Annotated in this window: 27 protein-coding genes and 1 tRNA gene; 11 read left to right on the forward strand and 17 right to left on the reverse strand. The window is 72.1% G+C overall.

Annotated elements, in window-relative coordinates; genetic code table 11:
• Nucleotides 1-14: 14 nt before the first annotated feature.
• A complete protein-coding gene (locus tag AB0C21_RS00375; RefSeq protein ID WP_500201955.1) occupies nucleotides 15-1,256 on the reverse strand; it encodes an RNA-guided endonuclease InsQ/TnpB family protein in 1,242 nt (413 codons plus the stop codon).
• Between the two features lie 274 nt (nucleotides 1,257-1,530).
• Here AB0C21_RS00375 and AB0C21_RS00380 point away from each other — a divergent pair.
• Nucleotides 1,531-1,604, forward strand: a tRNA-Ile gene (locus tag AB0C21_RS00380).
• A 60-nt stretch (nucleotides 1,605-1,664) separates the two neighbouring features.
• Here the strand turns inward: AB0C21_RS00380 and AB0C21_RS00385 are convergent.
• Nucleotides 1,665-2,435 carry an enoyl-CoA hydratase-related protein gene (locus AB0C21_RS00385; RefSeq protein WP_149257515.1) on the reverse strand — a complete coding sequence of 257 codons (771 nt, stop codon included), beginning with the start codon at nucleotides 2,433-2,435 and terminating at the stop codon, nucleotides 1,665-1,667.
• 63 nt (nucleotides 2,436-2,498) lie between these two features.
• On the opposite strand from AB0C21_RS00385, the gene AB0C21_RS00390 reads away from it, so the two are divergent.
• Both AB0C21_RS00390 and AB0C21_RS00395 read left to right on the forward strand, forming a co-directional pair.
• On the forward strand, nucleotides 2,499-2,891 hold the full coding sequence (locus AB0C21_RS00390; protein WP_149257516.1) for a DUF7715 family protein: 393 nt from the start codon (nucleotides 2,499-2,501) through the stop codon (nucleotides 2,889-2,891).
• Between the two features lie 16 nt (nucleotides 2,892-2,907).
• Nucleotides 2,908-3,198, forward strand: a complete 291-nt coding sequence (locus AB0C21_RS00395; RefSeq protein ID WP_141577257.1) for an MTH1187 family thiamine-binding protein — start codon at nucleotides 2,908-2,910, stop codon at nucleotides 3,196-3,198.
• Here the strand turns inward: AB0C21_RS00395 and AB0C21_RS00400 are convergent.
• Entirely contained in the window at nucleotides 3,191-3,937 is a 747-nt protein-coding gene (locus AB0C21_RS00400; RefSeq protein ID WP_500201956.1) for a neutral zinc metallopeptidase, read from the reverse strand. The two genes, AB0C21_RS00395 and AB0C21_RS00400, sit on opposite strands and share 8 nt — an antisense overlap.
• 184 nt (nucleotides 3,938-4,121) lie before the next feature.
• On the opposite strand from AB0C21_RS00400, the gene AB0C21_RS00405 reads away from it, so the two are divergent.
• The 5 genes from AB0C21_RS00405 to AB0C21_RS00425 are packed head-to-tail and all read left to right on the forward strand — an operon-like array spanning nucleotide 4,122 to nucleotide 8,997.
• Complete coding sequence (locus AB0C21_RS00405; protein WP_500201957.1) at nucleotides 4,122-4,922, forward strand: ABC transporter ATP-binding protein; 801 nt, start codon at nucleotides 4,122-4,124, stop codon at nucleotides 4,920-4,922.
• Complete coding sequence (locus AB0C21_RS00410) at nucleotides 4,919-5,740, forward strand: ABC transporter ATP-binding protein (protein ID WP_500201958.1); 822 nt, start codon at nucleotides 4,919-4,921, stop codon at nucleotides 5,738-5,740. The genes AB0C21_RS00405 and AB0C21_RS00410 overlap by 4 nt, the downstream gene beginning before the upstream one ends.
• Nucleotides 5,737-6,627 (forward strand): branched-chain amino acid ABC transporter permease, encoded by an 891-nt coding sequence (locus tag AB0C21_RS00415; RefSeq protein WP_500201959.1) that lies wholly within the window; start codon nucleotides 5,737-5,739, stop codon nucleotides 6,625-6,627. Before AB0C21_RS00410 ends, AB0C21_RS00415 begins: the two co-directional genes overlap by 4 nt.
• Nucleotides 6,620-7,720 carry a branched-chain amino acid ABC transporter permease gene (locus AB0C21_RS00420; protein WP_235036572.1) on the forward strand — a complete coding sequence of 367 codons (1,101 nt, stop codon included), beginning with the start codon at nucleotides 6,620-6,622 and terminating at the stop codon, nucleotides 7,718-7,720. The genes AB0C21_RS00415 and AB0C21_RS00420 overlap by 8 nt, the downstream gene beginning before the upstream one ends.
• Nucleotides 7,717-8,997: an ABC transporter substrate-binding protein gene (locus AB0C21_RS00425; RefSeq protein ID WP_500201960.1), complete on the forward strand. Its 1,281-nt coding sequence runs from the start codon at nucleotides 7,717-7,719 to the stop codon at nucleotides 8,995-8,997. The genes AB0C21_RS00420 and AB0C21_RS00425 overlap by 4 nt, the downstream gene beginning before the upstream one ends.
• 13 nt (nucleotides 8,998-9,010) lie before the next feature.
• On the opposite strand, the gene AB0C21_RS00430 is transcribed toward AB0C21_RS00425, so the two are convergent.
• From AB0C21_RS00430 to AB0C21_RS00450, 5 genes are all read right to left on the reverse strand, one after another.
• Nucleotides 9,011-9,451, reverse strand: a complete 441-nt coding sequence (locus AB0C21_RS00430) for a MarR family winged helix-turn-helix transcriptional regulator (RefSeq protein WP_500201961.1) — start codon at nucleotides 9,449-9,451, stop codon at nucleotides 9,011-9,013.
• Nucleotides 9,448-10,920, reverse strand: coding sequence for an MFS transporter (locus AB0C21_RS00435; RefSeq protein WP_500201962.1), 1,473 nt, complete (start codon nucleotides 10,918-10,920; stop codon nucleotides 9,448-9,450). The genes AB0C21_RS00430 and AB0C21_RS00435 overlap by 4 nt, the downstream gene beginning before the upstream one ends.
• Before the next feature lie 80 nt (nucleotides 10,921-11,000).
• Entirely contained in the window at nucleotides 11,001-11,810 is an 810-nt protein-coding gene (locus AB0C21_RS00440) for an ABC transporter ATP-binding protein (RefSeq protein WP_500201963.1), read from the reverse strand.
• A complete protein-coding gene (locus tag AB0C21_RS00445; RefSeq protein WP_500201964.1) occupies nucleotides 11,810-12,814 on the reverse strand; it encodes a FecCD family ABC transporter permease in 1,005 nt (334 codons plus the stop codon). Before AB0C21_RS00445 ends, AB0C21_RS00440 begins: the two co-directional genes overlap by 1 nt.
• 89 nt (nucleotides 12,815-12,903) lie before the next feature.
• Nucleotides 12,904-13,962, reverse strand: coding sequence for a FecCD family ABC transporter permease (locus tag AB0C21_RS00450; protein ID WP_500201965.1), 1,059 nt, complete (start codon nucleotides 13,960-13,962; stop codon nucleotides 12,904-12,906).
• A 137-nt stretch (nucleotides 13,963-14,099) separates the two neighbouring features.
• On the opposite strand from AB0C21_RS00450, the gene AB0C21_RS00455 reads away from it, so the two are divergent.
• Both AB0C21_RS00455 and AB0C21_RS00460 read left to right on the forward strand, forming a co-directional pair.
• Nucleotides 14,100-15,128, forward strand: coding sequence for an ABC transporter substrate-binding protein (locus tag AB0C21_RS00455; RefSeq protein WP_500201966.1), 1,029 nt, complete (start codon nucleotides 14,100-14,102; stop codon nucleotides 15,126-15,128).
• Between the two features lie 10 nt (nucleotides 15,129-15,138).
• A complete protein-coding gene (locus AB0C21_RS00460) occupies nucleotides 15,139-15,972 on the forward strand; it encodes a siderophore-interacting protein (protein ID WP_500201967.1) in 834 nt (277 codons plus the stop codon).
• A gap of 16 nt (nucleotides 15,973-15,988) precedes the next feature.
• Here AB0C21_RS00460 and mnhG read toward each other — a convergent pair whose 3' ends face one another.
• From mnhG to AB0C21_RS00495, 7 genes are all read right to left on the reverse strand, one after another.
• Entirely contained in the window at nucleotides 15,989-16,318 is a 330-nt protein-coding gene (gene mnhG, locus AB0C21_RS00465) for a monovalent cation/H(+) antiporter subunit G (protein WP_500201968.1), read from the reverse strand.
• Nucleotides 16,315-16,581: an MrpF/PhaF family protein gene (locus AB0C21_RS00470; RefSeq protein ID WP_149257533.1), complete on the reverse strand. Its 267-nt coding sequence runs from the start codon at nucleotides 16,579-16,581 to the stop codon at nucleotides 16,315-16,317. Before AB0C21_RS00470 ends, mnhG begins: the two co-directional genes overlap by 4 nt.
• Nucleotides 16,578-17,114, reverse strand: a complete 537-nt coding sequence (locus tag AB0C21_RS00475; protein WP_500201969.1) for a Na+/H+ antiporter subunit E — start codon at nucleotides 17,112-17,114, stop codon at nucleotides 16,578-16,580. The genes AB0C21_RS00470 and AB0C21_RS00475 overlap by 4 nt, the downstream gene beginning before the upstream one ends.
• Nucleotides 17,111-18,634 (reverse strand): Na+/H+ antiporter subunit D, encoded by a 1,524-nt coding sequence (locus AB0C21_RS00480; protein ID WP_500201970.1) that lies wholly within the window; start codon nucleotides 18,632-18,634, stop codon nucleotides 17,111-17,113. The genes AB0C21_RS00475 and AB0C21_RS00480 overlap by 4 nt, the downstream gene beginning before the upstream one ends.
• Nucleotides 18,631-19,053 carry a Na(+)/H(+) antiporter subunit C gene (locus AB0C21_RS00485; RefSeq protein ID WP_500201971.1) on the reverse strand — a complete coding sequence of 141 codons (423 nt, stop codon included), beginning with the start codon at nucleotides 19,051-19,053 and terminating at the stop codon, nucleotides 18,631-18,633. The genes AB0C21_RS00480 and AB0C21_RS00485 overlap by 4 nt, the downstream gene beginning before the upstream one ends.
• Nucleotides 19,050-21,860 carry a hydrogen gas-evolving membrane-bound hydrogenase subunit E gene (gene mbhE / locus AB0C21_RS00490; protein WP_500201972.1) on the reverse strand — a complete coding sequence of 937 codons (2,811 nt, stop codon included), beginning with the start codon at nucleotides 21,858-21,860 and terminating at the stop codon, nucleotides 19,050-19,052. Before mbhE ends, AB0C21_RS00485 begins: the two co-directional genes overlap by 4 nt.
• Nucleotides 21,861-22,091: 231 nt before the next feature.
• Entirely contained in the window at nucleotides 22,092-22,622 is a 531-nt protein-coding gene (locus AB0C21_RS00495) for a TetR/AcrR family transcriptional regulator (protein ID WP_500201973.1), read from the reverse strand.
• Between the two features lie 90 nt (nucleotides 22,623-22,712).
• On the opposite strand from AB0C21_RS00495, the gene AB0C21_RS00500 reads away from it, so the two are divergent.
• Nucleotides 22,713-23,603 (forward strand): LLM class F420-dependent oxidoreductase, encoded by an 891-nt coding sequence (locus AB0C21_RS00500; protein WP_500201974.1) that lies wholly within the window; start codon nucleotides 22,713-22,715, stop codon nucleotides 23,601-23,603.
• Here AB0C21_RS00500 and AB0C21_RS00505 read toward each other — a convergent pair.
• On the reverse strand, nucleotides 23,595-24,089 hold the full coding sequence (locus AB0C21_RS00505; RefSeq protein WP_500201975.1) for a hypothetical protein: 495 nt from the start codon (nucleotides 24,087-24,089) through the stop codon (nucleotides 23,595-23,597). The genes AB0C21_RS00500 and AB0C21_RS00505 overlap by 9 nt on opposite strands.
• 529 nt (nucleotides 24,090-24,618) lie before the next feature.
• A complete protein-coding gene (locus AB0C21_RS00510) occupies nucleotides 24,619-25,773 on the reverse strand; it encodes a hypothetical protein (protein ID WP_500201976.1) in 1,155 nt (384 codons plus the stop codon).
• Nucleotides 25,774-26,400 lie beyond the last annotated feature (627 nt).

Consider the following 26,400-nt stretch of genomic DNA (forward strand, 5'->3'; position numbering starts at 1 on the left):
GGTACCCGGACCCGTCACTCGGTAGCGGGTTTGACTTCCTCCTCCGCCTGAAGGCGGAGGACCCCTGCGGTCGCCCGCTGGGTTTCCTGCTTCGCCGACGACCGCCCCGTCCGGAAGGAGTCCCGTTGAGGTCTTACACCGTCTCCACAGGCGGACACCGCCAGCCCGGCGGCCAGGATGTTGCGCGCGGCGTTCACGTCGCGGTCATGCACGCTGCCGCACTCGCACGTCCATTCGCGGACGTCCAGCGGCAGCTCGGCTCGGACGGTTCTGCAGTTCCCGCACAGCTTGGAGGAGGGGAACCAGCGGTCGACCACGACCAAGTCGCGGCCGTACCAGGCGCACTTGTACTCCAGCATCGAGCGCAGTTCCCGCCACGCCGTGTCCGAGATGGCGCGCGCGAGGCTGCGGTTCTTGAGCATGTTGCCGACGGCGAGGTCTTCGATCACAACCGTTTGGTTCTCACGGACGAGACGGGTCGACAGCTTGTGCAGGAAGTCGCGGCGCCGGTCGGCGATCCGCGCGTGCACGCGCGCGACCTTGCGGCGGGCCTTGTCCCGGTTCGCCGAACCGGGGGCCTTTCGGGTCAGGTCTCGCTGCGCCTTGGCCAGGCGGGCGCGGTCACGCCGCTCGTGCCTAGGGTTGGCGATCTTCTCCCCGGTGGACAGGGCCATCAGACGGGTGATCCCCGCGTCCGCCCCGACCGCGTTCTCCGTGGCCGGCGCCGCAGGGATGGTGTCCTGGCACAGCAGGGAAACGAACCAGCGTCCGGCACTGTCGCGCGACACCGTCACCGTGCTCGGCACCGCTCCCTCGGGCAGCGGACGCGACCAGCGGATGTCCAGCGGCGCCGTCATCTTCGCCAGCGTCAGACGCCCGTCGCGCCAGGTGAAGGCGCTGCGGGTGTACTCGGCCGACGCCCGCGACCGCTTGCGCGACTTGAACCGCGGGTAGGCGGCGCGCTTGGCGAAGAAGTTGGCGAACGCCGTCTGCAGGTGCCGCAGCGCCTGCTGGAGCGGCACGCACGACACCTCGGACAGGAAGGCCAGTTCCGCGGTCTTCTTCCACTGCGTCAGCGCGGCCGACGACTGCACGTAGGAGATCCGGCGCTGCTCGTCGTACCAGGCCCGGGTGCGTTCCTCCAGGGCCTTGTTGTACACCAGGCGCACACAGCCGAACGTGCGCGACAGCTCGGCCGCCTGCTCGCTCGTGGGATAGAAGCGGTATTTGAACGCACGCTTGACCTGCCGCGCCATGGCTCATGTTCTAGCAGCCTCGGTGCCAGCCAGCCTGGCGGACACCGAAACGTCCCGCCTTTCCTAACCTTGCCCCCAATCTCCCGTTTCCTCCCCTCCCTGAAGACCTGGGCGTCCACGAAGGAGACCTATGACATCCCACCCCTCAGGTAGGACATCCCGTTGCGGGGACATCGCGTTTGAGGGGACATCGGCGTTCGCGGTGGCCGCCGTGAAACGCCCGCCGCTAGGATTGCACCCGGCGAACGCCCCGGACGGTGCGGGGGGACGCCTCGGGGCGGTAGCTCAGCTGGTCAGAGCAGGAGACTCATAATCTCCCGGTCGCGGGTTCGAGTCCCGCCCGCCCTACACACCCGGCGAGCCGTTCCCGACTGCGGAGCGGCCTTTCCGGTATCCCCTGTACAGGCCCTAGGCGGGCCATTCCGGGCGGCGCTTCTCCAGGAACGCCGTCATGCCCTCCTGAGCCTCCGGGGTCTGGCTGGAGGCGGCCATCACCTCGACCGCGTAGGCGTAGGCGTCCTGCTCGGGACGGTCGAACTGGGCGTACATCGCCTGCTTGCCGAGGGCCTTGCTGCGCGGGCTGCCCTGGGTGGCGCGCCGCAGGAGGTCCTGGACGGCCTTGTCGAGCTCCTCGTCGGGCACCGCGTAGTTGACCAGGCCCCACTCGGCGGCCGTGGCGGCGTCGAACACCTCGCCGGTGAGGGCCATCTCGGCGGCGCGCTTGCGGCCGACGTTGCGGGAGATCGCCACCAGGGGCGTGTGGCAGAACCAGCCGCCCTTGCCGCCGGGCGCCGCGAAGCCCGCGCTCCGCGCGGCGACGGCCAGGTCGCAGCTCGCCACGAGCTGGCAGCCGGCGGCGGTCGCGAGGCCGTGCACGCGCGCCACCACCACCTGCGGCACGGACTGGATCGTCCGCATCAGGTCGGTGCACACCCGCAGCAGGTCGCGGACGTCGGCGTGGGACGCCCCGGCCATGTCGGCGAAGTCGTGCCCGGCGGAGAAGACCGGGCCGTTCGCGGCGAGGACCACCCCGCGGGCGTCGGTCCCGCCGACCTCCTGGAACGCCTCGGTGAGCCGGACGAGGAAGGCGCGGGAGAGCGCGTTGCGGCGGCGCGGCCGGTTCATCGTGATCGTGGTGAAGGGGCCGTCGCGGTGCAGCAGGACGTCGTCTTCGCTCATGTCCCCGACGTTACGTCAGACCCTCGTCGTACGGTGGTCGGGCGTCCGCGAGCCGAGGGGGGCATGGCCTTGAAACTTCTCACCGCCACCAACTCCAGCCAGGGATTCCGCGACAACGACTTCGACTGGTGCGTCGAAGGCGAACTCGTCCACATCGGCATGGTGTGCGCCCGCGACCGGAACGACCCCGACGGCGGCTGCGGATGCGGCCGCTCCTTCGCCGGGCTCAACTCCCACCGCGCCACGACCACCGCGATGGTCCGCGAGGTCCCCGGCTTCACCGACGCCGACTACGTCCTGGCGATCCGCTCCAGCCTCGAGCAGCAGGGCTGCGACCCCTCCTTCGCCGAGCACGAGGCGGCGCTGCTGCGCTGCCTCGTGCGCGACTGGCCGGTGGGGGTGGTCGTCGAGCGCCGGCTGGATGAGATCGTGGTGAGGCAGGTCGTCCAGCCCTAGGTTCGGGAGGTGCGCGATGCTCGTCGCGTTCTCGGTCACCCCGCTCGGTGCGGGCGAGGAGGTCGGCGAACTCGTCGCCGAGGCGGTCCGGGTGGTGCGGGCGAGCGGCCTGCCCAACCGGACCGACGCCATGTTCACCACGATCGAAGGCGAGTGGGACGAGGTGATGGCCGTGGTGAAGGCCGCCACCGATGCGGTCGCGGCCAGGGCGCCGCGGGTGAGCCTCGTCGTCAAGGCCGACATCCGGCCCGGCGTGACCGGCGCCCTCGACGCCAAGGTCGAGTCGGTGGAGCGCCGCCTCAGGTGAAGCAGGCGCGCACGCCGTTCTCGCCGCCGCGCGAGAAGCTGCGCAGCCGCTGGACAGCCGAGCCGTGGTCGCCGGGCTTGGTCCACGGCGCCTTGTCGCCGATGACCTTGAAGGCGTCCACCAGCTCCTGCTCGTCGCCGTCCTCGAACTTCAGCGTGCCGTCGTCGGACGAGCCGTAGAGGACGGCGCCCGCGAGGCAGTCGGCCTGGAGTTCCGCCGCGGGCGACACCAGCCCGCGGCGGAGCCGGTTCTGGATCGCGTGGCCCCACTCGTGCGAGATCACCAGGTAGACCCACGCGTCGCCGCGCGCGTAGCCCGACCGCATCAGGTGCGCGTCCCAGGCGACGAAGTCCCCGGCCGGGCAGTAGGCCGCGTTGTCGGGTTCGAGGCGCTCGCGGCCGCACACCGGCGCCGAGGCGGGGTCGCGGCCGTCGTAGAGGCCGGCGACGCGCGGTGAGTCGTACGCGCCGGTGAACAGGCGGTCCCAGTGCCGCCGCCAGAAGTCGTCTGTGATCGTCACGGCGGTTCCGACGTCCTCCTGGAACTCGCGCTCGTCGAACCCGCGCGGAGTCCCCTCCGCCGGCGCGCCGGACGCGGCCCGGGTGCCCTGCGCGGCGGGACGGGCCGCGCCCAGCTGGGCGGGGTCGAACCCGCAGGCGCCCGTGAGCGCGGCGGCCAGCGCGAGAGCGCCGGCGAGAGCGCCGGGCCGCCGCGAACGGTTCCGTGCCGTCTGCCTCATGACGGGTCATACGCACCCGGGGCCCCGGAAGGTCGAACGCCCGCCCGAATCGGGCCGCACTGTGCTCCCCGCACAACCCGAACAACGTTCGATTGGACGCCCGCCACGTCTTGCCCGCGGCCCGTGGACGCAGGTCGGGGGCCCGTGCTGGGGTGCCGGTCACACGAGTCTTCTGGAGGGGCGCATGGCGAACGGGACCCTCGCGGTCCGTGGTCTGTCGGTGAGCTACGGGCGGGCGGTGCGGGCCCTGCGCGAGGTCTCGCTGGACGTCCCGGCGGGATCGGTCACGGCCGTGCTCGGCGCGAACGGGGCCGGCAAGACGACGCTGCTCCGCGCGATCTCGGGCACGCTGCCGTTCCACCGCGGCGCGGTGGACGCGGGCACGGTGCGGCTCGGCGAGCGGTCCCTGGTGGGGCTGCACCCGGCCACCGTCGTGGCGGCCGGGGTGGTGCAGGTGCCGGAGGGCCGCCGGGTGTTCGGCCGGCTCAGCGTCGAGGAGAACCTGCGGGCGGGCGCGCTCGGCGCGCCGAGCCGGACCGACGCCGCGAAGGCCCGCGCGCGGGTGCTCGCGCTGTTCCCGCTGCTGGCCGAGCGGGCGCGCCAGCGCGCCGGGCTGCTGTCGGGCGGTGAGCAGCAGATGCTCGCGATCGGGCGGGCGCTCATGGCGTGCCCGGCCGTCCTGCTGCTGGACGAGCCGACGCTCGGGCTCGCGCCGCTGATGGCCGAGCGCATCGCCGAGACCGTCCGGGAGATCAACCTGCAGGGCACCGCGATCCTGCTGATCGAGCAGAACGCGGCGCTGGCGCTGGAGCTGTCGTCGTCCGCGCACGTGCTGGAGGTCGGCGCGGTGACGCTGCACGGCCCGTCGGCGGAGCTGGCGGCGAGCGACGAGGTCAGGCGCCGCTACCTCGGCGTCGGCGGCGAGGACGCCGCCGCGCCCGGCCGCGAGGACGGCCCCTCGCTGAAGCGGTGGTCCGCGGGATGAGCGGCGGCGGGGAAGAGGCGGACGAGCTGCGCGTCAGCGGGCTCACGGTGCGGTTCGCGGGGCTGACGGCGCTGGACGGGGTGGACTTCACCGTCGCGCCCGGCAGCATCCACGCGATCATCGGGCCGAACGGCGCGGGCAAGTCGACCTGCTTCAACGTCCTGTCCGGCGTCTACCGGGCCAGTGAGGGCAGCGTGCGGTTCGGCGGGGCGGAGCTGACCGCGCTGCCGCCGCACCGGATCGCGGCCCTCGGCGTCGCCCGGACGTTCCAGAACATCGCGCTGTCGCGGCACCTGTCCGTCGAGGACAACCTGATGCTCGGGCGGCACCGCCTGACCCGGGCCGGGTTCGCCTCCGCGGGCCTGCGGCTGCCCCGGGCGCGCCGGGAGGACGCGCGGCACCGTGCCCGCGTCCGCGACATCGCCGGGTTCGTCGGCGTCGGCGAGCACCTGGCGGCGCCCGTCGGGCTGCTGTCCTACGGCGTGCGCAAGCGGGTCGAGCTGGCCCGCGCGCTCGCGATGGAGCCCCGGCTGCTGCTCCTGGACGAGCCGGTGGCCGGGATGAACGGCGCGGAGCGGCGGCGGATGGCCGAGGTCGTCTTCCGCGCCCGCGCCGACCTCGGCCTCTCGGTCCTGCTCGTCGAGCACGACATGGGGATGGTCATGCGGCTGGCCGACGAGGTCACCGTCCTGGACTTCGGCAGGCGCATCGCGGGCGGCGCGCCCGAGGCCGTGCAGCGCGACCCCGCGGTGGTCCGCGCCTACCTCGGCGCCGCGCACGAGCCCGCGGCCGCCCCCGACTCGGAGGGAAATCCTTGAGCACGTTCATCGAGCTGGTGGTCAACGGGGTGTCGGCGGGATCGGTGTACGCGCTGATCGCCCTCGGCTTCGTGATCATCTTCAAGGCCACCGAGGTGGTCAACTTCGCGCACGCGTCGCTGCTGCTGGCTGGCGGCTACGTGACCGCCGTGCTGCACGACGACATCGGCTTCCTGCCGGCGCTCGGCGCGGGCGTCGCCGCGGCCGCCGCGGCGGGGGCGCTGGTGGAGCTGCTGGTGCTGCGGCGCGCCCGGGTCGAGGACCACTCGGTGCTGGCGATCGTCACGATCGGCGTCGACATCGTGCTGACCACGGCGCTGACCCGCGAGATCGGCACGCAGGTCCTGTCGCTGGGCGACCCGTGGGGCGACCGGATCGTCCATGTCGCGGGCGTCGGCATCGCGCAGACGCGCATCGCCGCCTTCGTGACCGCGGCCGTCCTGATCGGCGCGTTCCTGCTGGCGTTCCGCTTCACGCCGTGGGGCGTGGCGATGCGGGCGGCGGCCGAGGACGGCGAGACCGCCGCGCTCATGGGCGTCCGGCTGACCCGCGTCTCGCTCGCCGCGTGGGCGATCGCGGGGGCGCTCGCGGCGGTGGCGGCGCTGTTCCTGACCGTCTTCCCCACCCCGGGCCTGGACCGGGCGACCTCGTTCGCCGCGATGAAGGCGTTCCCGGCCGCGATCCTCGGCGGCCTGGACTCCACGACGGGCGCGCTCGTCGGCGGCCTCGCCGTCGGCCTCACCGAGTCGCTGGTGACGGGGTACCAGGGCGACCTCGCGTTCCTCGGGCGCGGCATCGGCGACGTGGCGCCGTTCCTGGTGATGCTCGCGGTGCTGCTCGTCCGCCCCGCCGGGCTGTTCGGGACGAGGGAGCTGTCGCGTGTCTGACCTCCGGATCCGGTGCGCGGCGGCCGCCGCTTGCACCCTCGTCCTGCTCGCCCTGCCGTTCTACCTGGACGCGTTCTGGCTGCAGACGGGCCTGTTCGCGATGTCGGCGGCGATCGGCGCCATCGGCCTGAACCTGCTGACCGGCGCCACCGGGCAGCTGTCGATGGGGCACGCCTTCTTCCTGGCGGTCGGCGCGTACGGGTACGTCTACCTCGCGTCCGACTCCGGACCGCGCCTCGCGGGGCTCGGGCTGCCGACGCCGCTGGCGTTCGCCGGGGCGATCGTGCTCGCGGGCGTCGCGGGCGGACTGTTCAGCCCCATCGCCGGGCGGCTGCGCGGCACCTACCTCGGCATCGCGTCCCTGGCGCTGATCTTCATCGGGCAGCACCTGCTGTTCAACGCCGAGAGCGTCACCGGCGGGTTCAACGGGAGGGACGTCCCGCCGCTGGAGATCGCCGGGTTCCGCTTCGACGACGCGCCCGAGCTGGTGGTGTTCGCCGTGCCGCTCGGCGCGCTGGAGCGGCTGTGGTTCCTCGCCGTCGCGCTGCTCGTCCCGGCCGTGTGGATCGCGCGCGGCATCCTGCGCGGCCGGCCGGGACGGGCCCTCAACACCATCCGCGACCACGAGACCGCGGCGGCGGTGATGGGCGTCCCGGTGGCGCGCTACCGGGCCGGGGTGTTCGTGCTGTCGTCGATGTACGCGGGCGCGGCCGGGGCGCTGCTCGCGCTGGCGTTCCGGCGGACCGTCCCCGACTACTTCGGCGTGTTCCTGTCCCTGGACTACCTCGCCATGATCGTCATCGGCGGGCTCGGCACCGCGGCCGGTGCCGTCGCGGGCGCGGTCTTCGTCTCCGTCCTGCCCCAGCTCCTCACCCGCTTCGGCGACGACCTGCCGCTCGTCGCCGCGCCGGGCTCGGGCGGCGTCTCCCCCGCCGAGGCCGCCCGGATCCTGTACGGCGCCGCCGTCGTCGCCGTCGTGCTGTTCCTTCCCGGCGGCCTGACCGGGGCGTGGACGCGGCTGCGCGCCGCCGCGTCCCGGCGCCGGGCCGCCCGTCCCCTCACCCGATTCGAGCAAGAGGAGCAACCCATATGAAGCGCATACGAAGGCCGCGTGCGGTCCGCGTCGCCGCGGCCGCGCTGGCCGTGGCGCTGCCGCTGGGCATGGCGGCGGGCTGCAGCGGCAAGGCGTCCGGCGGGTCCGGCGGCACCGGCAAGGACGGCGTCAAGACCGGGCCCGGCGTCACCGACGACACGATCCGCGTCGGCGTCGAGACCGACCTGACCGGCGTGTACGCGCCGCTCGGCAAGAGCCTCACGCAGGCGCAGCAGCTGTACTTCGAGCAGCTGAACGCCCAGGGCGGCGTCTGCGGCCGCAAGATCGAGCTGGTCGTCCGCGACCACGGCTACGACGTGCAGAAGGCCGTCGCCGGGTACAGCGAGATGCAGTCGAGCGTCATCGGCATCGCCCAGTTCGTCGGCTCGCCGATGGTGACGGCGCTCAAGCGGCGCATCACGGCGGACAAGATGTTCGTCATCCCGAACGCCTGGTCGACGACGCTGCTCGGCAGCAGGTACATCCAGGTGACCGGCACCACCTACGACATCGACATGATCAACGCGCTGGACTTCCTCACCCGGGAGAAGGGCATCGCGAAGGGCGACAAGGTCGGGCACGTGTACTTCGAGGGCGACTACGGGGAGAGCGCGCTCGCCGGCGCGAAGTACGCGGCGGGCGAGCTCGGCCTGACGCTCGTCGAGCAGAAGATCAAGGCGACCGACAACGACATGTCGGCCCAGGTCGCGGCGCTGAAGAGCGCGGGCGTGAAGGCGATCCTGATGAGCGCCGGACCGAAGCAGTCGGCGTCGCTGGCGGGCCTCGCCCGCGCCAAGGGCATGACGGCGCCGATCGTGGCGAGCAACTCCGGGTTCTCCCCGCAGCTCCTGCAGACCGCGGCGGCGCCCGCGCTGCTCAAGGACTTCTACCTGGCCAGCGCCGGCGCGCCCGTCTCCGCCGACCTCGCGCCGATCAAGAAGCTGGCGGACGACTACGGCAGGAAGTACCCGGGGCAGCCGCGCGACAGCGCCGTCGTCAACGGCTACACGGGTGCGGTCATCTTCACCGACGCGCTGAAGAAGGCGTGCGCGGCCAAGGACCTCACCCGCGAGGGCCTGGTCACCGCGCACCGCTCCACCACCGCCCACGACGGCGGCTACGGCACGCCGATGGACTTCTCGAAGGTGGACGAGCCGGGCACCCGCAAGACCTACATCCTGCGGACGGACGCCAAGGCCCTCGGCGGCCTGGTCGTCGAGCGGCAGCCCATGGAGTCGGAGGCCGCCGAGACCTACAAGGTCCCCGCCGGCTCCTGAGGTCCCGGCCCGGTCAGCCTTCGGAGACGAGCCGCGCCGCGATCCGGTCGAGGACCTCCAGGTCCTCGGCCGGGAGGTCGTAGAGCGAGGGCGGCGGGGTGTCCAGGATCCGCTCGGCCTCCGCCGCCGCGGCCCGCCCCGCCGCCGTCGCGGTCACGAGCTTGGAGCGGCGGTCGGCGGGGTTCTCGGTCCGCTCGACGAGGCCCCGCCCGACCAGGTCGTCCACCACCAGGGTGACGTAGGGGCGGTCGGTGAGCAGCAGCTCGGCGAGGCCGCGCAGCGTCAGCGGCGCGGTCGCGGCGGCGATGTACCGCAGCGCCTTGACCCGGAAGAAGCTCATGCCGAGGGCCTCGGTCGCCTCGCGGCGCCGGTCGCCGCGCTCGTGCAGCAGGACCCGCAGGTTGTGCCAGGCCCGCGCGGCGGTGTCGGCGTGCTGGACGGCGGGATCGGTCATCGCGCGCTCGCTCCCGTCACATCGCGTGCGTCCGGCGCCGGCTCGTCGGCGCCGAGCAGGTCGGCGGTGCGCGCGGCGCTGCGGGCGGCCCGCCGGCCGGTGGTGGCCGTGCCCAGCGCCAGGACGGCGGCGGCGCATCCGGCGAGGACCCAGTATGCCGGACGGGCGGCGGAGACGAAGGCCGGCGCGGCGGCGTGCGCGGCGGCGGTCGTCCCGGCCGCGAGCACGGCGCCGATGACCGCGACGCCGAGCGCCTGCCCGATCTGCCGGCTGGTGGAGGCGACGGCCGCGGCGACGCCCGCCTGGGCGCGCGGCATCCCCGACACGGCGGTGTTCGTGATCGGCGAGTTCACCATGCCGAACCCGATCCCGAACAGCACGTACGCGGCGAACAGCGTGGCGTTGCGCGTCTCGGCGTCGAACGCGGCGAACAGCAGCGTGCTGGCGAGCATCGCCGCCCCCGCGATCTGGAGCGGGAGCCGCGGCCCGCGGCTGCCGACGAGCCGTCCCGACAGCGGGGCGGACACCGCGGTCATCGCCGCCATCGGCAGCAGGAACAGGCCCGCGTGCAGCGCCGACAGCCCGCGCACGTTCTGCAGGTAGAGGGTGTTGAGGAAGAGGAACCCGCCGAGCGCCGCGAAGCCGCTCACGGCGATGACGGTCGCCCCGGAGAACGGGACGCTGCGGAAGAAGCGCAGGTCGATCAGCGGCTCCGGGGCGCGGAGAGCGTGCACGACGAACCCGGCGAGGGACGCGGCGGCCACGAGCGCGGCGCCGTAGACGGCCGGGTCGGCCAGGCCGCGCCCGGGCGCCTCGATGATCGCGTAGGTCAGCGTCCCGAGCAGCAGGATCATGAACGCCTGGCCGAGCGGATCGGGGCGGCGCGGGCGCGGGGCGCGCGACTCCGGGACGAACAGCGCGGTCAGCACGAGCGCCGCCAGCCCGATCGGCACGTTCAGCCAGAAGATCGACCGCCAGCCGACCGAGTCGACCAGCACCCCGCCGACGAGCGGCCCCATCGCCATGCTGAGCCCGACGACCCCGCCCCAGACGCCGATGGCCCGGGCCCGCTCGCGCGGCCCGGTGAACACGTTCGTGATGATCGACATCGCGACCGGGTTGAGCATGGATCCGCCGACCGCCTGCACGACGCGGGCCGCGACGAGCAGGCCGAGGGACGGCGCGAGGCTGCACAGCACGGACCCGACGGAGAACAGGGCGAGCCCCGTCTGGAACACGCGGCGCCGCCCGAGCCGGTCGGCGGTCGACCCGGACAGGATCAGCAGGGACGCCAGGACGATCAGGTACGCGTCGATCGTCCACTGGAGCCCCGACAGGGAGCTGCCGAAGTCGCGCTGCAGGGACGGGAGCGCGACGTTGAGGATGGTGTTGTCCAGGCTGACGATGAGCAGGCTCAGGCAGCAGATGGCCAGGACCGCCAGCCTGCGCCGGGGGCTGAGTTCGGGCACGCCGCCTCCAATCGTTATAGCCGTACAACCATTATTAGACTACAACGATTCCGGGCGCCGCCCGTCCGGCGGGGGGCGCCTCAGTTCGGCGCGGCGACGCGGGTGCGGGCGGCCGGGACGACCAGCGGGGTCCCGGTCTCCGGGCAGTCGATCACCCGGCACGGCAGCCGGAAGACCTGTTCCACCAGCTCGGCGGTGACGACGGCCGACGGGTCGCCCTCGGCCGCGATCCGGCCGTCCCGCATCGCGATCATGTGCGTGGCGTAGCGGGCGGCGTGGTTGAGGTCGTGCAGGACGGCGACGACCGTCCGGCCCTGCTCGTGCAGCCGCGCGCACAGGTCGAGGACCTCGATCTGGTGCGCGATGTCCAGGTAGGTCGTCGGCTCGTCCAGCAGCAGCAGCGGCGTCTGCTGGGCGAGGACCATGGCGATCCAGACGCGCTGGCGCTGCCCGCCCGAAAGCTCGTCCACATGCCGGTCGGCGAGGTCCCCGACGCCGGTCGCGGCCATCGACTCGGCGACGACCCGCTCGTCCTCCCTCGACCACTGCCGCAGCAGGCTCTGGTGCGGGTACCGGCCGCGCGAGACCAGGTCGGCGACCGTGATGCCCTCCGGCGCGATGGACGACTGCGGCAGCAGCCCGAGCGTCCGCGCCAGCTTCTTGGCGGGCCAGTCGGCGATGGGGCGGCCGTCCAGCACCACCGTCCCGGCCGCGGGCTTGAGGATCCGCGCCAGTGCCCGCAGCAGCGTCGACTTCCCGCACGCGTTCGGGCCCACGATCACCGTGAACGAGCCCTCCGGGACCGCCACGTCGAGGTCCTCGGCGATGGTGCGCTTGTCGTAGGCCAGGGTGAGCCCGGCGCCGGCGAGCCGCGCGGTCGCGTCCTTCATCACATCCGTCCCGTCTTGCGTTCGGTCACGAGGAGCCAGACCAGGTACCCGCCGCCGAGCAGCCCGGTCACCACGCCGACCGGGAGCTGGTGGCCGGGGAACCCGCGCTGCGCCGCGAAGTCGGCGGCCACGAGCAGCGCCGCGCCCATGCACGCGGCCGGGAGCAGGTTCGGCCCGGCCGTGCGGGTGAGGCGGCGGGCGAGCTGCGGCGCGGTCAGCGCGACGAACGAGACCGGCCCGGCCGCCGCGGCGGCGAGCGCGGTCAGCAGCACCGCCGCGGCCAGGAGCAGCACCCGGACCCGCTCGATGGGGACGCCGAGGCCGTGCGCCGCGTCGTCGCCCATCTCCAGCATCCGCAGCGCCCGCCCGCACCCGGCGAGGACGAGCGGACCGAGGACCGCGAGCGCCGCGATGACGGGCGCGGCGTCCGCCCAGTCGCGGCCGTCCAGGCTGCCGGTCAGCCACAGCACCGCGCGGGCCGCGTCGGTGATCTGCGCCTGGGTGATCAGGTAGCCGTTGACGCCGGTGAGGATCGCGGCGACGCCGATGCCGACCAGGATGAGCCGCTGCCCGTGCGCGCCGTGCCGCCCGGCCACCAAGTAGACGACCAGGCCGGTGAGCAGGCCGCCGGCGGCCGCGCCCGCAGCGACCGCGACGCTTCCGGCGCCGGTCAGCACGATCACGGCGAGGACGCCGGTCGCGGCGCCCTGGCTGAACCCGAGGATGTCGGGGCTGCCGAGCGGGTTGCGGACCAGCGACTGGAAGACCGCGCCGGCGAGCCCGAGCGCCGCGCCGACCGCCAGCCCGGCCGCCACGCGCGGCAGCCGGATCCGGTTCACGATGAGCGAGTCGGCGGGCGACCCCCGCCCGGCGAGCGTCCGCACGACGTCGGCGGGGCTCATCGGGAAGTCGCCGCTGCCGATGAGCAGCACGCCCGTGCCCAGCGCCACGGCGAGGCAGGCCCCGGCGACGACGAGGGCCCGCGGCCGGAACCGGAACGACACCCCCGATGCCCGGACAACGACGGAACGGGTCGCCCCGCTGCGACCTCCTTGTGGGGGGACGACCCCCCACGCCCCCCGGTCCGCTCCGCTCATGAGAGCGACCTCCTCGGCCGCCGCACGAAGTACAGGAAGACCGGCCCGCCCGCGACGACCATCACGACCCCGACCTGGAGCTCCGAGGGGCGCACGGCGACGCGGCCGAGGACGTCCGCCGCGAGCATCAGGGCGGGCGCGAGGACCGCGCAGTACGGGATCAGCCGGCGCAGGTCGGGACCGGTCAGCGCGCGGACCAGGTGCGGCACCATCAGGCCGACGAAGACGATCGGCCCGCACGCCGCCGTCGCCGCGCCGCACAGCAGCGTGACGGTGACGATCGCGGCGATCCGGACGCGGACGGGGTCGGCGCCGAGCGCGCGGGCGGCGTCCTCGCCCATCGCCATCGCGTTCAGCGGGCGCGCGAGCAGCAGCGCCGCCGCCAGGCCGACCAGGACGAACGGCGCGACGCGGACGACGGTGTAGCCCTGCGCGGCGGCGAGCGACCCGACCGTCCAGAAGCGCATCCGGTCGAGGGACGCCGTGTCGAGCAGCTGCACCGCGTTCACGTAGGAGTAGAGCGCGGCGTTCAGCGCCGACCCGGCGAGGGCCAGCCGGGCCGGGGTGGCGGCGCGCCCGCCGCCGACCGCGTAGAGCAGGACCGCGACGGCGCCCGCACCGGCGAACGCGAACCAGACGAACCCGGTGAACGAGGTGACGCCGAGGAACGAGATGGCCGACACGACCGCGGCGGCGGCGCCCGCGTTGATGCCGAGGATGCCGGGGTCGGCGAGCGGGTTGCGGGTGAGCGACTGCATGACCGCGCCGGCGAGGCCGAGCGCCGTCCCCGCGAGCAGCCCGAGCAGGGTGCGCGGCAGGCGCATCTCGTGGACGAGCGCGTACGCGGGCGAATCGGCGTGCAGCAGCCCGTCCCAGACCTGGCCGGGCGGCAGCGGCTTCGCGCCGACCCCGAGGCTCAGCACGACGGCGGCGAGCAGGAGCAGCAGCGCGCCGGCGAGCCCGGCGGCCCACCGCGCGCCCGGCGGCGGCGGGGCGGGCGCCGGCCGCGGGGCGGGCGCGGGCGGCGCGACCGGCGGCGACTTCGTCGACGACACGTGACGGGCTCCGGGGGGGGAGGGCCGGGGACCACCGTGACGGTCCCCACTCTGGACAAGATCTTAGGTTAGGTTAACCTAAGTCCCCATCGGCCGACCATCCGGCCGTGCACCTTGATTTGGGAGAACGTCGGAAAATGTCGAACATCGGGGCACAGAGCCTTACCCGCCGCGGCCTGCTCGGCGCGGGCGGCGCCCTCGCCCTCGGGGCGCTCATCAGCGCGTGCGGAAGCGGTTCCGACGCGGGCGGAACGGCCTCGCCGGGCGGCGGCGCCTGGACGTTCACCGACGACCGCGGCACGCGGATCCGGCTGAAGGCGCGTCCGCAGCGGGTCGTGGCGTACGTCGGCGCCGCCGCCGCGCTCTACGACTTCGGCGTGGACCGGCAGCTCGTCGGCGTGTACGGCCCGACGAAGCTCGCGGACGGCAAGCCCGACCCGCAGGCCGGGAACCTGCCCGTGGACCGGCTGGAGATCATCGGCAACGCCTACGGCGAGTTCAACATCGAGAAGTACGCCGCGCTGCGCCCCGACCTGCTCGTCGACAACATGTTCGTGCCGGGCGAGCTCTTCTACGTCCCGGCCGAGAGCAAGGAGAAGATCTTCGCGCTGGCGGCCTCCGCCGGCATCTCCACGGGCGCCGTCCCGCTGCCGAAGCCGATCGAGCGGACCGCCGCGCTCGCCGCGGCCCTCGGCGCCGACCTGAAGTCGGCCAAGGTCACCGCCGCCAAGGCGCGGTTCGACAAGGCGGCCGAGTCCCTGCGCGCCGCTGCCGAGGCCAAGCCGGGGCTGAAGGTGCTGGCGGCCTCCGCGAGCCCCGACCTGTTCTACGCCTCCAGCCCGGCCAAGAACACCGACCTCATCTACTTCAAGGAGCTCGGCGTCGACCTGATCGTCCCGGAGAAGCCGGGCAAGGACGGCTACTTCGAGGAGCTGAGCTGGGAGAACGCCGACAAGTACAAGGCCGACGTCATCATGCTCGACTCCCGCACGCAGGCGCTCCAGCCGAAGGACCTCGGCTCCAAGCCGTCCTGGAAGGACCTGCCGGCGGTGAAGGCGGGCCAGGTCATCGCGTGGCAGGCCGAGCCCCGCTTCTCCTACGAGGGCTGCGCGCCGGTCGTCGAGGCGCTCGCCGCGGCCATCCGGTCGGCGAAGAAGACGGGCTGAGAGGCGGACGATGCCGAGGACACCGGCGCACCCGTACGCCTTCTTCGACCTGCACGTCCTGCGGGCCGAGCGGCTCGGCCCGTCCATGGTGCGCGTCACCTTCGGCGGCGAGTCCGTGGACGGCTTCGTCAGCGGAGGGCGCGACCAGCGGTTCAAGCTGTTCCTGCCGCACCCGCACCAGGACGCCCCCGTGATGCCGCGCGGGAGCGGCGCCGACACGTGGTTCGCCGACTGGCGGGCGCTGGACCCGGCGGTGCGCGGCATCATGCGGTCCTACACCGTCCGCGACAAGCGCCCCGGCGAGCTGGACGTCGACTTCGCGCTGCACATGGACGGCGCGTCCGGCCCGGCGGCCCGCTGGGCGGCGGCGGCGAGCGCGGGCGACCGCGTCACCGTCCTCGGCCCGACGGGTCCCGACAACGGCGGCTGCGACTTCCGGCCGCCGCCCGGCGCCCCGGTCGTGATGGCGGGCGACCTCACGGCGCTGCCCGCCATCGCCGGGAACCTCGCCTGGCTGCCCGCCGGGACGCCCGCGCGGGTCTGGATCGACGTCCCGCATCCCGGCGACAGGCAGGACCTGCCGACCGCGGCCGACGCGCAGGTCACCTGGGTCTCCCCCGGCGGGCTGCTGGACGCCGTGCGCGCGGCGGAGGTCCCGGACGGCGCCTACGCGTGGATCGCCGGCGAGTCCGCCGTGGTCAAGGCGCTGCGGCGGCACCTGGTGGCCGAGCGCGGGCTGGACCGCCGCGGCGTCGTGTTCACCGGCTACTGGCGGCGCGGCTCCACCGAGGAGGACCTGCTCGCCGAGGTCGTCGCCGGCGGCAGCCCCGCCACCGAGGAGTGAGCGGGCCGGACGGCGGTCAGGATTTCCGGTCGGTCTCGTCGATGGCGAGGATGGACCGGTCGAGGGCGCCGGCGCGGTAGGCGGCGGCGCCGATCGTCTGGGCGGCGACGGGCGCGGTGATCAGCTGGAAGACCGCGACCAGCAGCAGCGGCGCGGCGGCCGCGACGGACTCCGCCTGCGGCGCCGCGCCCGCGAGGACGAGCAGCAGCCCGATCGTCTGCGGTTTCGTCGCGGCGTGCAGCCGGGTGAGCAGGTCGGGGAAGCGCAGCACGCCGAGCGCGCCCACCGCGCAGAAGGCGGCGCCCGCGGGCATCAGGACGGCGGTGGCGACGTCGCCGGCGTTCACGAGTCCCCCTCCCGCCGCGCCGCGAGCCGGGCGGCGGTGACCGACCCGACGAACCCCAGCAGCACGAAGGCCACCAGGATCGTGGCCTGCGCGGGCTCCCCCCACACGGCCGAGTGCACCGCGATGCCGCTGACCAGCAGGACCGCCAGGACGTCCACGGCCATGATCCGGTCGAAGGAGGTCGGGCCGCGGACGAGCCGCGCGGCGGTCATCAGGATCGCCGCGCCCAGCAGGGCCATGGTGAGGGTGTAGACGACGGTCAACGCGGTTCCTCCTCCGCTGTGTCCTCCGGTGTCACGAGGGCCTGCATCAGCCTGTGCTCCGTCCGGAGCACGCCGTCCCGGGCGGCGTCGGCCTCCCGCCGGCCGCGGACCGGCATGCAGTGGATGCGCAGGATCGACCGGTCCCAGTCGAGGTCGACGAGCAGGGTGCCGGGGCGCAGGGAGATGCTCGCCGTGACCATGAGCAGGAGGAGCTCCGAGCGCGTCCGGGCCCTCACCTCGATGACGGCGCCCCTGACCCGGCGCGGTGCGCGCAGCGCGTGCCAGCCGATGACGAGGCTCGACACGAGCAGGTCCCACGCGAGCTCCGCGCCGGCCTCGGCGAGGCGGAGCGGCCGGATCCGCCTGACGAGCGGGACGGCGGGCAGCCTGCTGGCCGCGTAGGCGATGACCACGGCGATGACCCCGCCGACGACGATCAGGGCGTCGACCCGTCCCCACAGCAGCACCCAGACGGCGAGCAGCCATGCCGTCATGCCCAGCCGGGCGCCGACCCTGCGGAGCGTGTGGTTCACGGCGTCCTCCCGTCCAGCACGGCGTGCCGGTAGGCGGTGGGCTCCAACAGGTCGGCCGCGGCGCGCGCACTCCATGCCGACAGCGGACCGGCGAACAGGGCGATGAGGAGCCCGCCCGCGACCATCAGTGCGGTCACCGTCTGCATGGCCCGCACGCCGCCGCGCGCGTAGGGCTCGGCGGCGGGCGGCTCCCCCGCCTCCTCCGGGCGTGGGCGCCAGAACCCGAGCGCCCAGATCCGCGCCATCGCCATGAGCGTGAGGAGGCTCGCGAGCACCGCGAACCCCGTGACGGCGTACGCCAGCGGCCGTCCCGACCCGAGGCCCGCCTGGAACAGCGCGAGCTTCGCGACGAACCCGGAGGTCGGCGGCACCCCGCTCACGCTCATGGCGGGGATGAAGAACAGCACGGCGATGAAGGCCGACAGGCGCGCCATGCCGCCGAGGCGGTGCAGGGAGATCTCCCCCGTGCGCGCCTGGATCAGGTCGCTGACCAGGAACAGCGTCGCCTGCACCACGATGTGGTGGACGAGGTAGAGGATCGCCCCGGTGAGCCCGGCGACGCTGAACAGCGCGAGGCCGAAGAGCATGTAGCCGATGTGGCCGACGAGGGTGAACGAGAACACCCGGTGGATGTCGTCGTTCGCCAGCGCGCCGAGCGTGCCCACGACCATCGTCGCGGCGGCGAGGAGGAGCATCACCCACGACCCGTGCTCGCGGGGGAACACCAGCGTCTGGACGCGGATGAGCGAGTACACCGCGGCCTTCGTCAGCAGCGCGGCGAACACGGCGGTGACCTTGGTGAGGGCGGCCGGGTAGCTGTCGGGCAGCCACAGGTGCATCGGCACGATCGCGCCCTTGATCCCGAACACCACGAGGAACAGCAGCCCGAGCGCCGTGCGGGTGCCCGCCGGCAGGTGCGGGACGCGCTCGGACAGGTCGGCGAGGTTCACCGTCCCCGCCGCCGCGTAGGTCAGGCCGAGCGCGGTGAGGAACATGATGGACGACGTGAGGCTGACGACCGTGTAGGTCATGCTCGCCCGGAGGCGCGCGGCCGTCGGCTGGAGGGTCATCAGCACGTAGCTCGACGCGAGCATCACCTCGAACGCGACGAACAGGTTGAACAGGTCCCCGGCGAGGAAGACCAGGCAGACCCCGGCGGTCAGCGCGAGGTAGGCGGGATGGAACACCCCCGGCTCGCTCCGGCGCTCCAGCGCACCCGCGCCCTCCGCCACCGCGTGCAGCATGATCGCCAGCAGCACGGTGCTGGACACCACGAGCAGCAGCGCCGACAGCCGGTCGGCGACGAGCGTGATCCCGAGCGGGGCCGCCCAGCCCCCGGCCTGCACCGCGACGACCCCGTCCCGCGCCACCGCGACCAGCACCGCCACGGCGGCCGCCACCACGCCCGCCCCGACGAGCGGCGCGAGGATCCGCAGCCAGGACCGGCGCCGGCGGCTGGCCATCGCGAGCGCCGCCCCGAGCAGCGGCAGCGCGAACGGCATGGGGAGCAGGACGTTCATCCGCTCTCGTCCTCCTCCAGCGGGTCGTGCCGCTCCGGCGGTTCGTCCCAGGACGCGCGGACGTGCTCGGCGCAGATCCGGCGGTCCTCCACGTCGTCCTGCACCTCGTCCTCGCCGAGCAGCCGCCGGCTCCGGTAGGCCAGCGCCAGCAGGAACGCCGTGACGCCGAACGTGATCACGATGGCGGTGAGCGCCATGGCCTGCGGCAGCGGGTCGGCCATCGCCCGGTCCGCCTTCGCGCCGAGCAGCGGCGGCGCCCCGGCGGCCCCGCCCGCCAGCAGCAGGACGAGGTTGGCGCCGTGCCCGAGGAGCATGAAGCCGACCACGACGCGGATGAGGGACCGCTGCATCAGCAGGTCGAATCCGGCGGCGAACAGCACGGCGACGGTCAGCACGAGGACGAGCGCGGGACCGGTCATGCCGTCTCCTCCTCTTCGTCCTCTTCATCCGGTTCGTCCTCCAGGCTCGCCCCGAGCGTGGAGAGGATCGTCAGGACCAGCCCGAGCACCAGCAGGTAGACCCCGATGTCGAAGAACAGGCTGGTGGGCAGCTTCACCTCGCCGAGGACCGGCAGCGAGGCGCTCCAGACCTCGCCCTGGAGGAACTGCCCGTGCGGGAACCCGCCGTCCGCCCACCCGGCCGCCCCCGTCGCGACCGCGAGGCCCAGACCGCCGCCGAGCAGGACGCTCGGCCGCACCGGCAGCGCGCTCGCCAGTTCCCGCCGGCCGCCCGGCAGGTAGCGCAGGGCGAACGCCATGCCCGCCACGAGCCCGCCCACGAACCCGCCTCCCGGGCGGTTGTGGCCCGCGACGAGCAGGTAGAGGGAGAACACCAGGACGGTCGGGCCGATCAGCCGCGCCGCCGCCTCCAGGACCACCGAGGAACCGCCCAGCGGCGGCCGTCCCGGTGCCGCGAGCCAGCGGCTCCCCGGCTCCCCGGGCCCGCGCTCCCCGCCGGTCGGACTCGGCAGCCGCCGTCCGCTCGTCACCAGGCCGACGACACCCATCGCCGCGACGCCCAGCACCGCGATCTCGCCGAGGGTGTCCAGCGCCCGCATCTCGACGAGGATCGCGTTCACGATGTTCTCGGCCCCCTCCTCGGCCGCGAGAGGGGCGTATCCGGCGCCGACCGGCCGGGTGTTCCGGCTCAGCGCCGCCACCACCAGGAACAGCGCGACGAACCCGCCCAGGCACGCGCTGATCGCTCCCCCCGCGGCCCTGGCCGGACCCGTGCGGCGGCGCGGCGGGTAACGCACCGGCAGCCGCCGCAGCACCAGCACCAGCATGATCAGCGAGAGCGTCTCCACGACGAAGAGCGTCAGCGCGAGGTCGAGCCCGCCCTGCGCCACGAACAGCCCGCCGATCGCGTAGCCCGTCCCGGCGAGCAGCAGCGCGGCCGTGAGCCTGCGGCGGGCCCGCCGCGCCGCGAGCGCGCACCCGATCACGACGACGGCGAGGACCACCTGCGCGGGATCGTCCCACGCCCGGAACCGGTCCACCGGCATGCCGGGTCCCGTCCCGCGGACCAGCCCGGCCACCAGCGCCGAGCCGGGCACCACCAGCACCGTCGCCCCGATCACACCGAGGTAGACGGGCAGCGAGCCGATCTGCACGCGCGCGGTGAGCGCGTGCGCCCCGGCGAGGACCCCCTCGACCGCGCCGTCGTAGCCGCGCTGCGCGTCCAGGAACCGCCACCGCGCCCGCCCGACGGGGAACGTCCGCCCGAACAGGACGAACACCACGACGCCCAGCACGAGCGCGAGCATGGACAGGGCGATCGGCAGCGCGAGCCCGTGCCACAGCGCGAGCTTGTACTCGCCGTCCCCCGGCAGCGTGTCCGCGTACGGCCCGACGAGTTTCTGCATCACCCCGGGGACGACGCCCAAGGCGAATCCGGCCGCAGCGAGGACCACGACGGGCCCCACCAATCCCCAGCGCTCCCTGGGCGACACGTCCGCCTGACCGGCGAAGGCACCGAACAGGAACCGGATCCCGTAGGCCACGGTCAGCGTGGACCCGGCCACCACCCCAACAAGGACGACGACCGCCCAGCCCCCATGGGCGAAGGCCTCCATGGCGGCCTCTTTCGCCACGAACCCCAGGAAGGGCGGCAGCCCGATCATGGACGCCGTGGCCGCCGCCGCCGCGACCGCCAGCACCGGCAGCCGTCCCCACGCCCCCGAGAGCCGGTCGGCGCGGCGCGTGCCCGTCTCGTGCTCCAGCGCGCCGACCGTCAGGAACAGCGGTGCCTTGAACAGACCGTGGGCCAGGAGCAAGGCGGTGCCCGCCAGCGCCGCGACCCGCGTCCCGTCCCCCAGCAGGACCATGAGGAAGCCCAACTGGCTGATCGTCCCGTAGGCGAGCAGCCGCTTCAGGTCATGCTGCCGCAGCGCGAGGACCCCGCCCGTCAGCAGGCTCAGCAGCCCCACGCTCAGCACCAGCGGGCGCCAGACCCCGGCTTCGGCGAACGCGGGCGTCAGCCGCGCCACCAGGTAGACGCCGGCCTTCACCATGGCCGCGGCGTGCAGATAGGCACTGACCGGAGTGGGCGCCACCATCGCGGCGGGAAGCCACGCGTGCAGCGGCACCTGCGCCGACTTGGCGAACGCGCCGAGCAGCACCAGCACCACCCCCGCCGTCGCGAGGCCGCCGCCCGGCGGATCGGCCACGATCGCGGAGATCCGGTACGTACCGGCGGTCTGCCCGACCAGCACGAACCCGGCGAGCATGACCAGCCCGAACGCGGTCGTCATGAGCAGCGCCTGCGCGGCCGCCCGCCGGTCCTCCGCCCGCTCGGGCCGCGGCGCGCCGATGAGCACGAACGAGCTGAGCGTGGTCAGCTCCCAGAACACGTACAGGACGAGCAGGTTGTCGGACAGCACCAGCCCCGTCATCGCCCCCGCGAACGCGACGAGGGTCCCGACCATCAGCCTCTCGGAACGCTCGAAGTACCACCCCGCGTAGCACAGGACGACGGCCCCGACCCCGCCGATCAGCAGCAGCATGACGATGGACAGCGCGTCCAGCCGGAAGTCGAACACCAGCCCCAGATCCGGCGCCCAGTCCAGCCGCGCCGTGAGCGGCCCCCGCCCGACCTGCGCGGCGGCCCACCCGGCCGTCACCGCCGGCAGGACCGCCGCCGCACACGCCATCAGGCGCCGACGCCGCCCGAGCGCCCAGGGCACCGCGACCGCGACGACGGCATAGGCGAGAACCAGCGCGAGCATGCCGCCGCAGCCCCCCTCCGCAAGGCACGTCGCCTCCCACCTACCCGATCATCACCCCCGAAACGACCATCCCGCCGTATGGGAAGACCGCGCGGCCCCTCAACAGCACCGACACACAAAAGAGCGCCCGACCCGCACACGGGCCGGGCGCTCCAACTCCGAGCAAGGGGACGTCAGCGCTTCAACTCAGCGACCGAACCCCCGGAGTTCCCCGGCCACCGGTGGACGTCACTACTTCGGAGGCTTGGCTCTGAGGCCGTCCAGCACTACGCGGGTGACGGCGTCGCCCGGCTCGGCGCCAGGACGGCAGACGGCGGTGCTGAGGATCTCGACGGCCTCGGCGGGGCTGATGTCGTCGCGCATCGCGCCCGCTTCCTGCACCTCCTTGACGAACTCCAGGAAAAGCCCGTCGACCTCGTCCTGCAAGGCGAGCCGCTCCTTCGGAGCATCACCGTCCGCGACGGACTTCACGAGCGCGAACGGCTGGCTCGCGCAGAAGGCCACCACCTCGGTCAGCGCGTCCCAGCGCGGGATCTCCGGCTCCCGAAGCCGCCGCATCTCCGAGCCGAGGCGCCGAAGCGCACTGCTCGCGATCTCCTCGACGAGCGCTCGCCGGTCCGGGAAGTGCCGGTAGAGGGTGCCCACGCCGAGGTCGGCCGCCCGCGCGATCTCCTCCATGCTGACGCCGGGCCCGCGCTCGACGAACAGGTCGAGGGCGCAGGTGACGATCCGCTCGCGGTTGCGCTTCGCGTCGGCCCGCATCGTGTCACTCCCAGAGGTAACCGGAACAAGGGATTCAGGTTATCCTGCACAAGCAGAACCGGAAGATCCGATTCACCTTTGGAGCGGCTCATGCGCATCGGACTGTTCGCCATCGCCGGAGCGGCGCCCCTGGACGACCTCGTCGCCCAGGTCCGCCTTGCCCGGGACACCGGCCTCGACAGCGTCTTCTTCGGGCACACCGCGTCCTGGGACGCCCTCATGACCGCGGCGGTCGCCGGACGCGAGGTCCCCGGCATCGAGGTGGGCACCGCGATCGTCCCGACCTACCCGCGCCACCCCCTCGCGCTGGCGAGCCAGGCGCTCACCGCGCAGGCGATGACGGGCGGCCGCTTCACCTTGGGCATCGGGCCGAGCCACCCGCAGATCATCGAGGGCTTGCACGGCATCGCCTACGAGCGCCCGGTGCGGCACGTCCGCGAATACCTGTCCGCGCTGCGTCCGCTGCTGCGCGGTGAGGAGGTCGACCACCACGGCGAGACGCTGACCGCGGTAGGAACTCTCGACGCCCCCGGCGCCACCCCGCCCCCGGTGATCGTGTCGGCGTTGGGCCCGGCCATGCTGCGGGCGGCGGGAGAACTCGCCGACGGCACCGTGACGACCTGGGTGGGCGCCGACACGATCGCCGACCACATCGTCCCGTCGATCACCAAGGCCGCCGAGGCCGCGGGACGCCCCGCACCGCGCGTGCTCGCAGGCGTCATCGCGGCCCTCACCAACGACCCGGACGGCGTCCGCCGCGACCTGGCCGACCGCTTCGGCCCCGCGTCGGACTTCCCCGCCTACCGGGCGGTCCTCGACCGCCAGGGCCTGACCGGCGTCCACGAGACGGTGATCGTAGGAGACGAGGAAACCGTCGCCCGCCACCTGCGCCGCTTCGCCGACGCCGGCGCCACAGACCTCCTGATCAGCCCCTACGGCGACCCGGCGCGCCTGCTGGAGTTCGCCGCCGCCCTACGCTGACCGGCTCCCGCCTCCGCCGCCTGCCGGTCCGGCCGCACGCAGCCCGAGGATCCAGCGCAGCCGGCCGGCTTGCTGGGCGCCGAGCACCGGCTCGGCCGTGTCGATCAGCCGTCCGAGGCGTAGCGCCGTTTCCTCGGGCGGCATCCGGTACGCGGTGACGGCACTGCGGCGCGACCAGTCGATCAGGTCGTCGCGAGCCCGGGCGCCGAGTTCCGCGTCGCGGGCGGCCAGCAGGTGGAGGTCGGCATGGAGGCGGGTCCAGGTGTCCATGCCGCAGAGCTGCTCGTAGGCCCCCACGCGGACGTGCGGCGGTGAATCGGCGGCCAGCAGGGCCCACAGGCGCGAGGCCGGCACCGCACCAGGCTCGCCGCGCAGCGCCCGTCTGACCGCTCGGACCACCACCGGGGCGGGATCGGCGAGCATGCCGCCGATCGGGGCGGCGGGCCCGCCCAGGCGCCGGACGGCCCGCACCGCTTCGGCCCGCACCCGGGGCCGCGGGTGTACGCGAGCGTCGAAGGATCCGCCGACGGGCCCGGCGGCGTCGTGGTCGTTGACACGGCCACGCGACGTCCGATCGAACGGATCGACACCGAGGCTCCGTGGCCGCACTGGTTCGTCATCAGCCCCGACGAGACCACTGGCTACGCCAGCAACAAGCGGTCACCGCGGCGATGACGCGGATTCCAGGGGAGGGCGGCTCGGCGTCCGCGGCGAACGAGCCGTAGGGCGCGGCGGCGAAGACCCGTGTCCCGTCGGGGGACACCGCCAGCCCCTCGCTGCCCGGTACTTCGACCTTGGCGGTAAGCGTCCCCTTCGCCAGGTCGACGACCGATACGAACGGCGCCTCCGCGTCCCAGCCGGCTCGCGGTGTCGGGAGCCATGCGCAACTCGCAGGCCAGCACCTTGCCGGTCGACGTGACGTGGACGGGGAACACGACGTCGTCGACTGGACGGACATCGATCAAAAATCTCCCATACAGATCACCAGCAAGGCCAATGACCACGCAGCAGGTAATTAAGCTTGCGATTCACCCTTTGGCGAAGTTGACGGCTTTTCAGTACCCCTAATGCCGATTTTGAAAAGACTTGTCATCTCTTGAATTGTAGATATCTTGGTTCGATAAGATGGGTCCACTAGGGCAAGATATGTCACCACTGCCCAGCCAATTGCGAATATTGTAGCAGCATTTCCCCATGTTTGACTGAGCTTTACCCCCAGCGCATTGCATGCGACAATAACTCCCAATGGCACAATCCCGACAATGAGAGTTTGCATTGTTCGGTAAATTTGCACCGCAAAGCGCTTGCGTTTGCCACTTGATCTCGCTTCCACGAGTATCAATGCTCCATAATCACTCGTCAGGACTGCTCTGACGACCGCCCTCAATTGACTGCTAACTTCTTGCCTAGCCTCTTGGTCGGATAGCGCCAGCCTGAGTTCTAGTCCTCTCAACGCCTCTGCAGAACGCGCACATCGCTCTTTTACTTGTTCATGTTGTGATGCACTAGGGCACCGCACTATTCGAGGAATTCCGTTCTCAAGAAAGTAAGCAGCCCTATGTAGCTGCAAAATCGCACGATTGCGATACTTAAGATCTGCATAGCGCCTCAGCGGCGTATGAGTAAAAGCTAGGACTTTGAGCAGATTGTGAAAAATCTCAATGTCGGCACATTTTCTCACTTTGTAAGCATTCTCCAAAGAACTAAAGATAAAAGTACTAAAATAGAAGGTGAGGGCTAGTACAGTTGTCGTTATTCCGATATTTAGAATGTGAAATGAGTCAGCATGTACGCCTGACACAACTCGTGGAGTTTGGCGCATTTGCCATTGCAGCTCACTGGATGCTGCAAGGATAATAAGCGGACCCGACAAGAACATCCAGGCGCCAGAAAGAAGCTTTCTTCTACCGATGAACGGGACGGTTATGGGTCCTCCCAATACAACTAGCCCCAATAGAGCATACAGAATAAAAGCGCCAGGAAAAACCTTGGCTACGGAACTCGCAAAAAGATAGGAAAAAAATGCCCCGAAGGCAAATATCAAAATCGAGAACCCTCCTTCTATGTTGTCTTGTCTAATCAAATATGCAGCCCGTTGGACAGACAGTCTGCGAAACCTTGCTTCAATCTCCGTTCTTACTGGTGCGGGATTCTGGGAAATATTCTCCATGTAAACGCTCTTAAGAGCGTAAGTTTCCATTGTGAGCTTGTAGCATCGCAGGGCAAATTGCTTGCTTCTGGCCAATTTAGGAAGACTCCCATGCAATATAGGGATCGCTTATTTCTTGCGGATCTTCTCTGCTATTTCTAATTGTCGCCCGCCAAGTGTCACCTGCTATGGTGCGGCAATATTCAGCGCATCCGCAGAGCGAACAGCGACGCGGCCGAATCGATGCCGCACTAGCTCGAAATCACGAGTTAGACTGGGGCAATGATCGCGACGACAACAATGATCCCTGCAATAACTAGGACGCCGACTTATGCGTTCGTTCCGGTGATGATATAGCAGGGCTTAGCCTATTGTTGTCAACAGAGTTGCTGACAAGCTGGCCGGTTCCGGACTTGCGGGACTAGCGCAAGACCCTGGCTGCCAGACACCAAAGAAGCTGGACCGTTGGAAGGTAGTGCGAGAGACTCGGAGCATGGCTAAGCTGACCTTGACCTCAAGCCGACGGGATGAACTTACCGCGCTACTGCAGGATGAGCAGAGGCTTCGGTCTGGGTCCCCAAGGTTGCCGAGTACCTGGAGGTGGCTGCAGGGCTGGCGGGCACCGATAACGATCAAGTCGATGCAGAG

Origin of the sequence: Spirillospora sp. NPDC049024 (assembly GCF_040649235.1) — a bacterium.
Classification (GTDB): domain Bacteria; phylum Actinomycetota; class Actinomycetes; order Streptosporangiales; family Streptosporangiaceae; genus Spirillospora.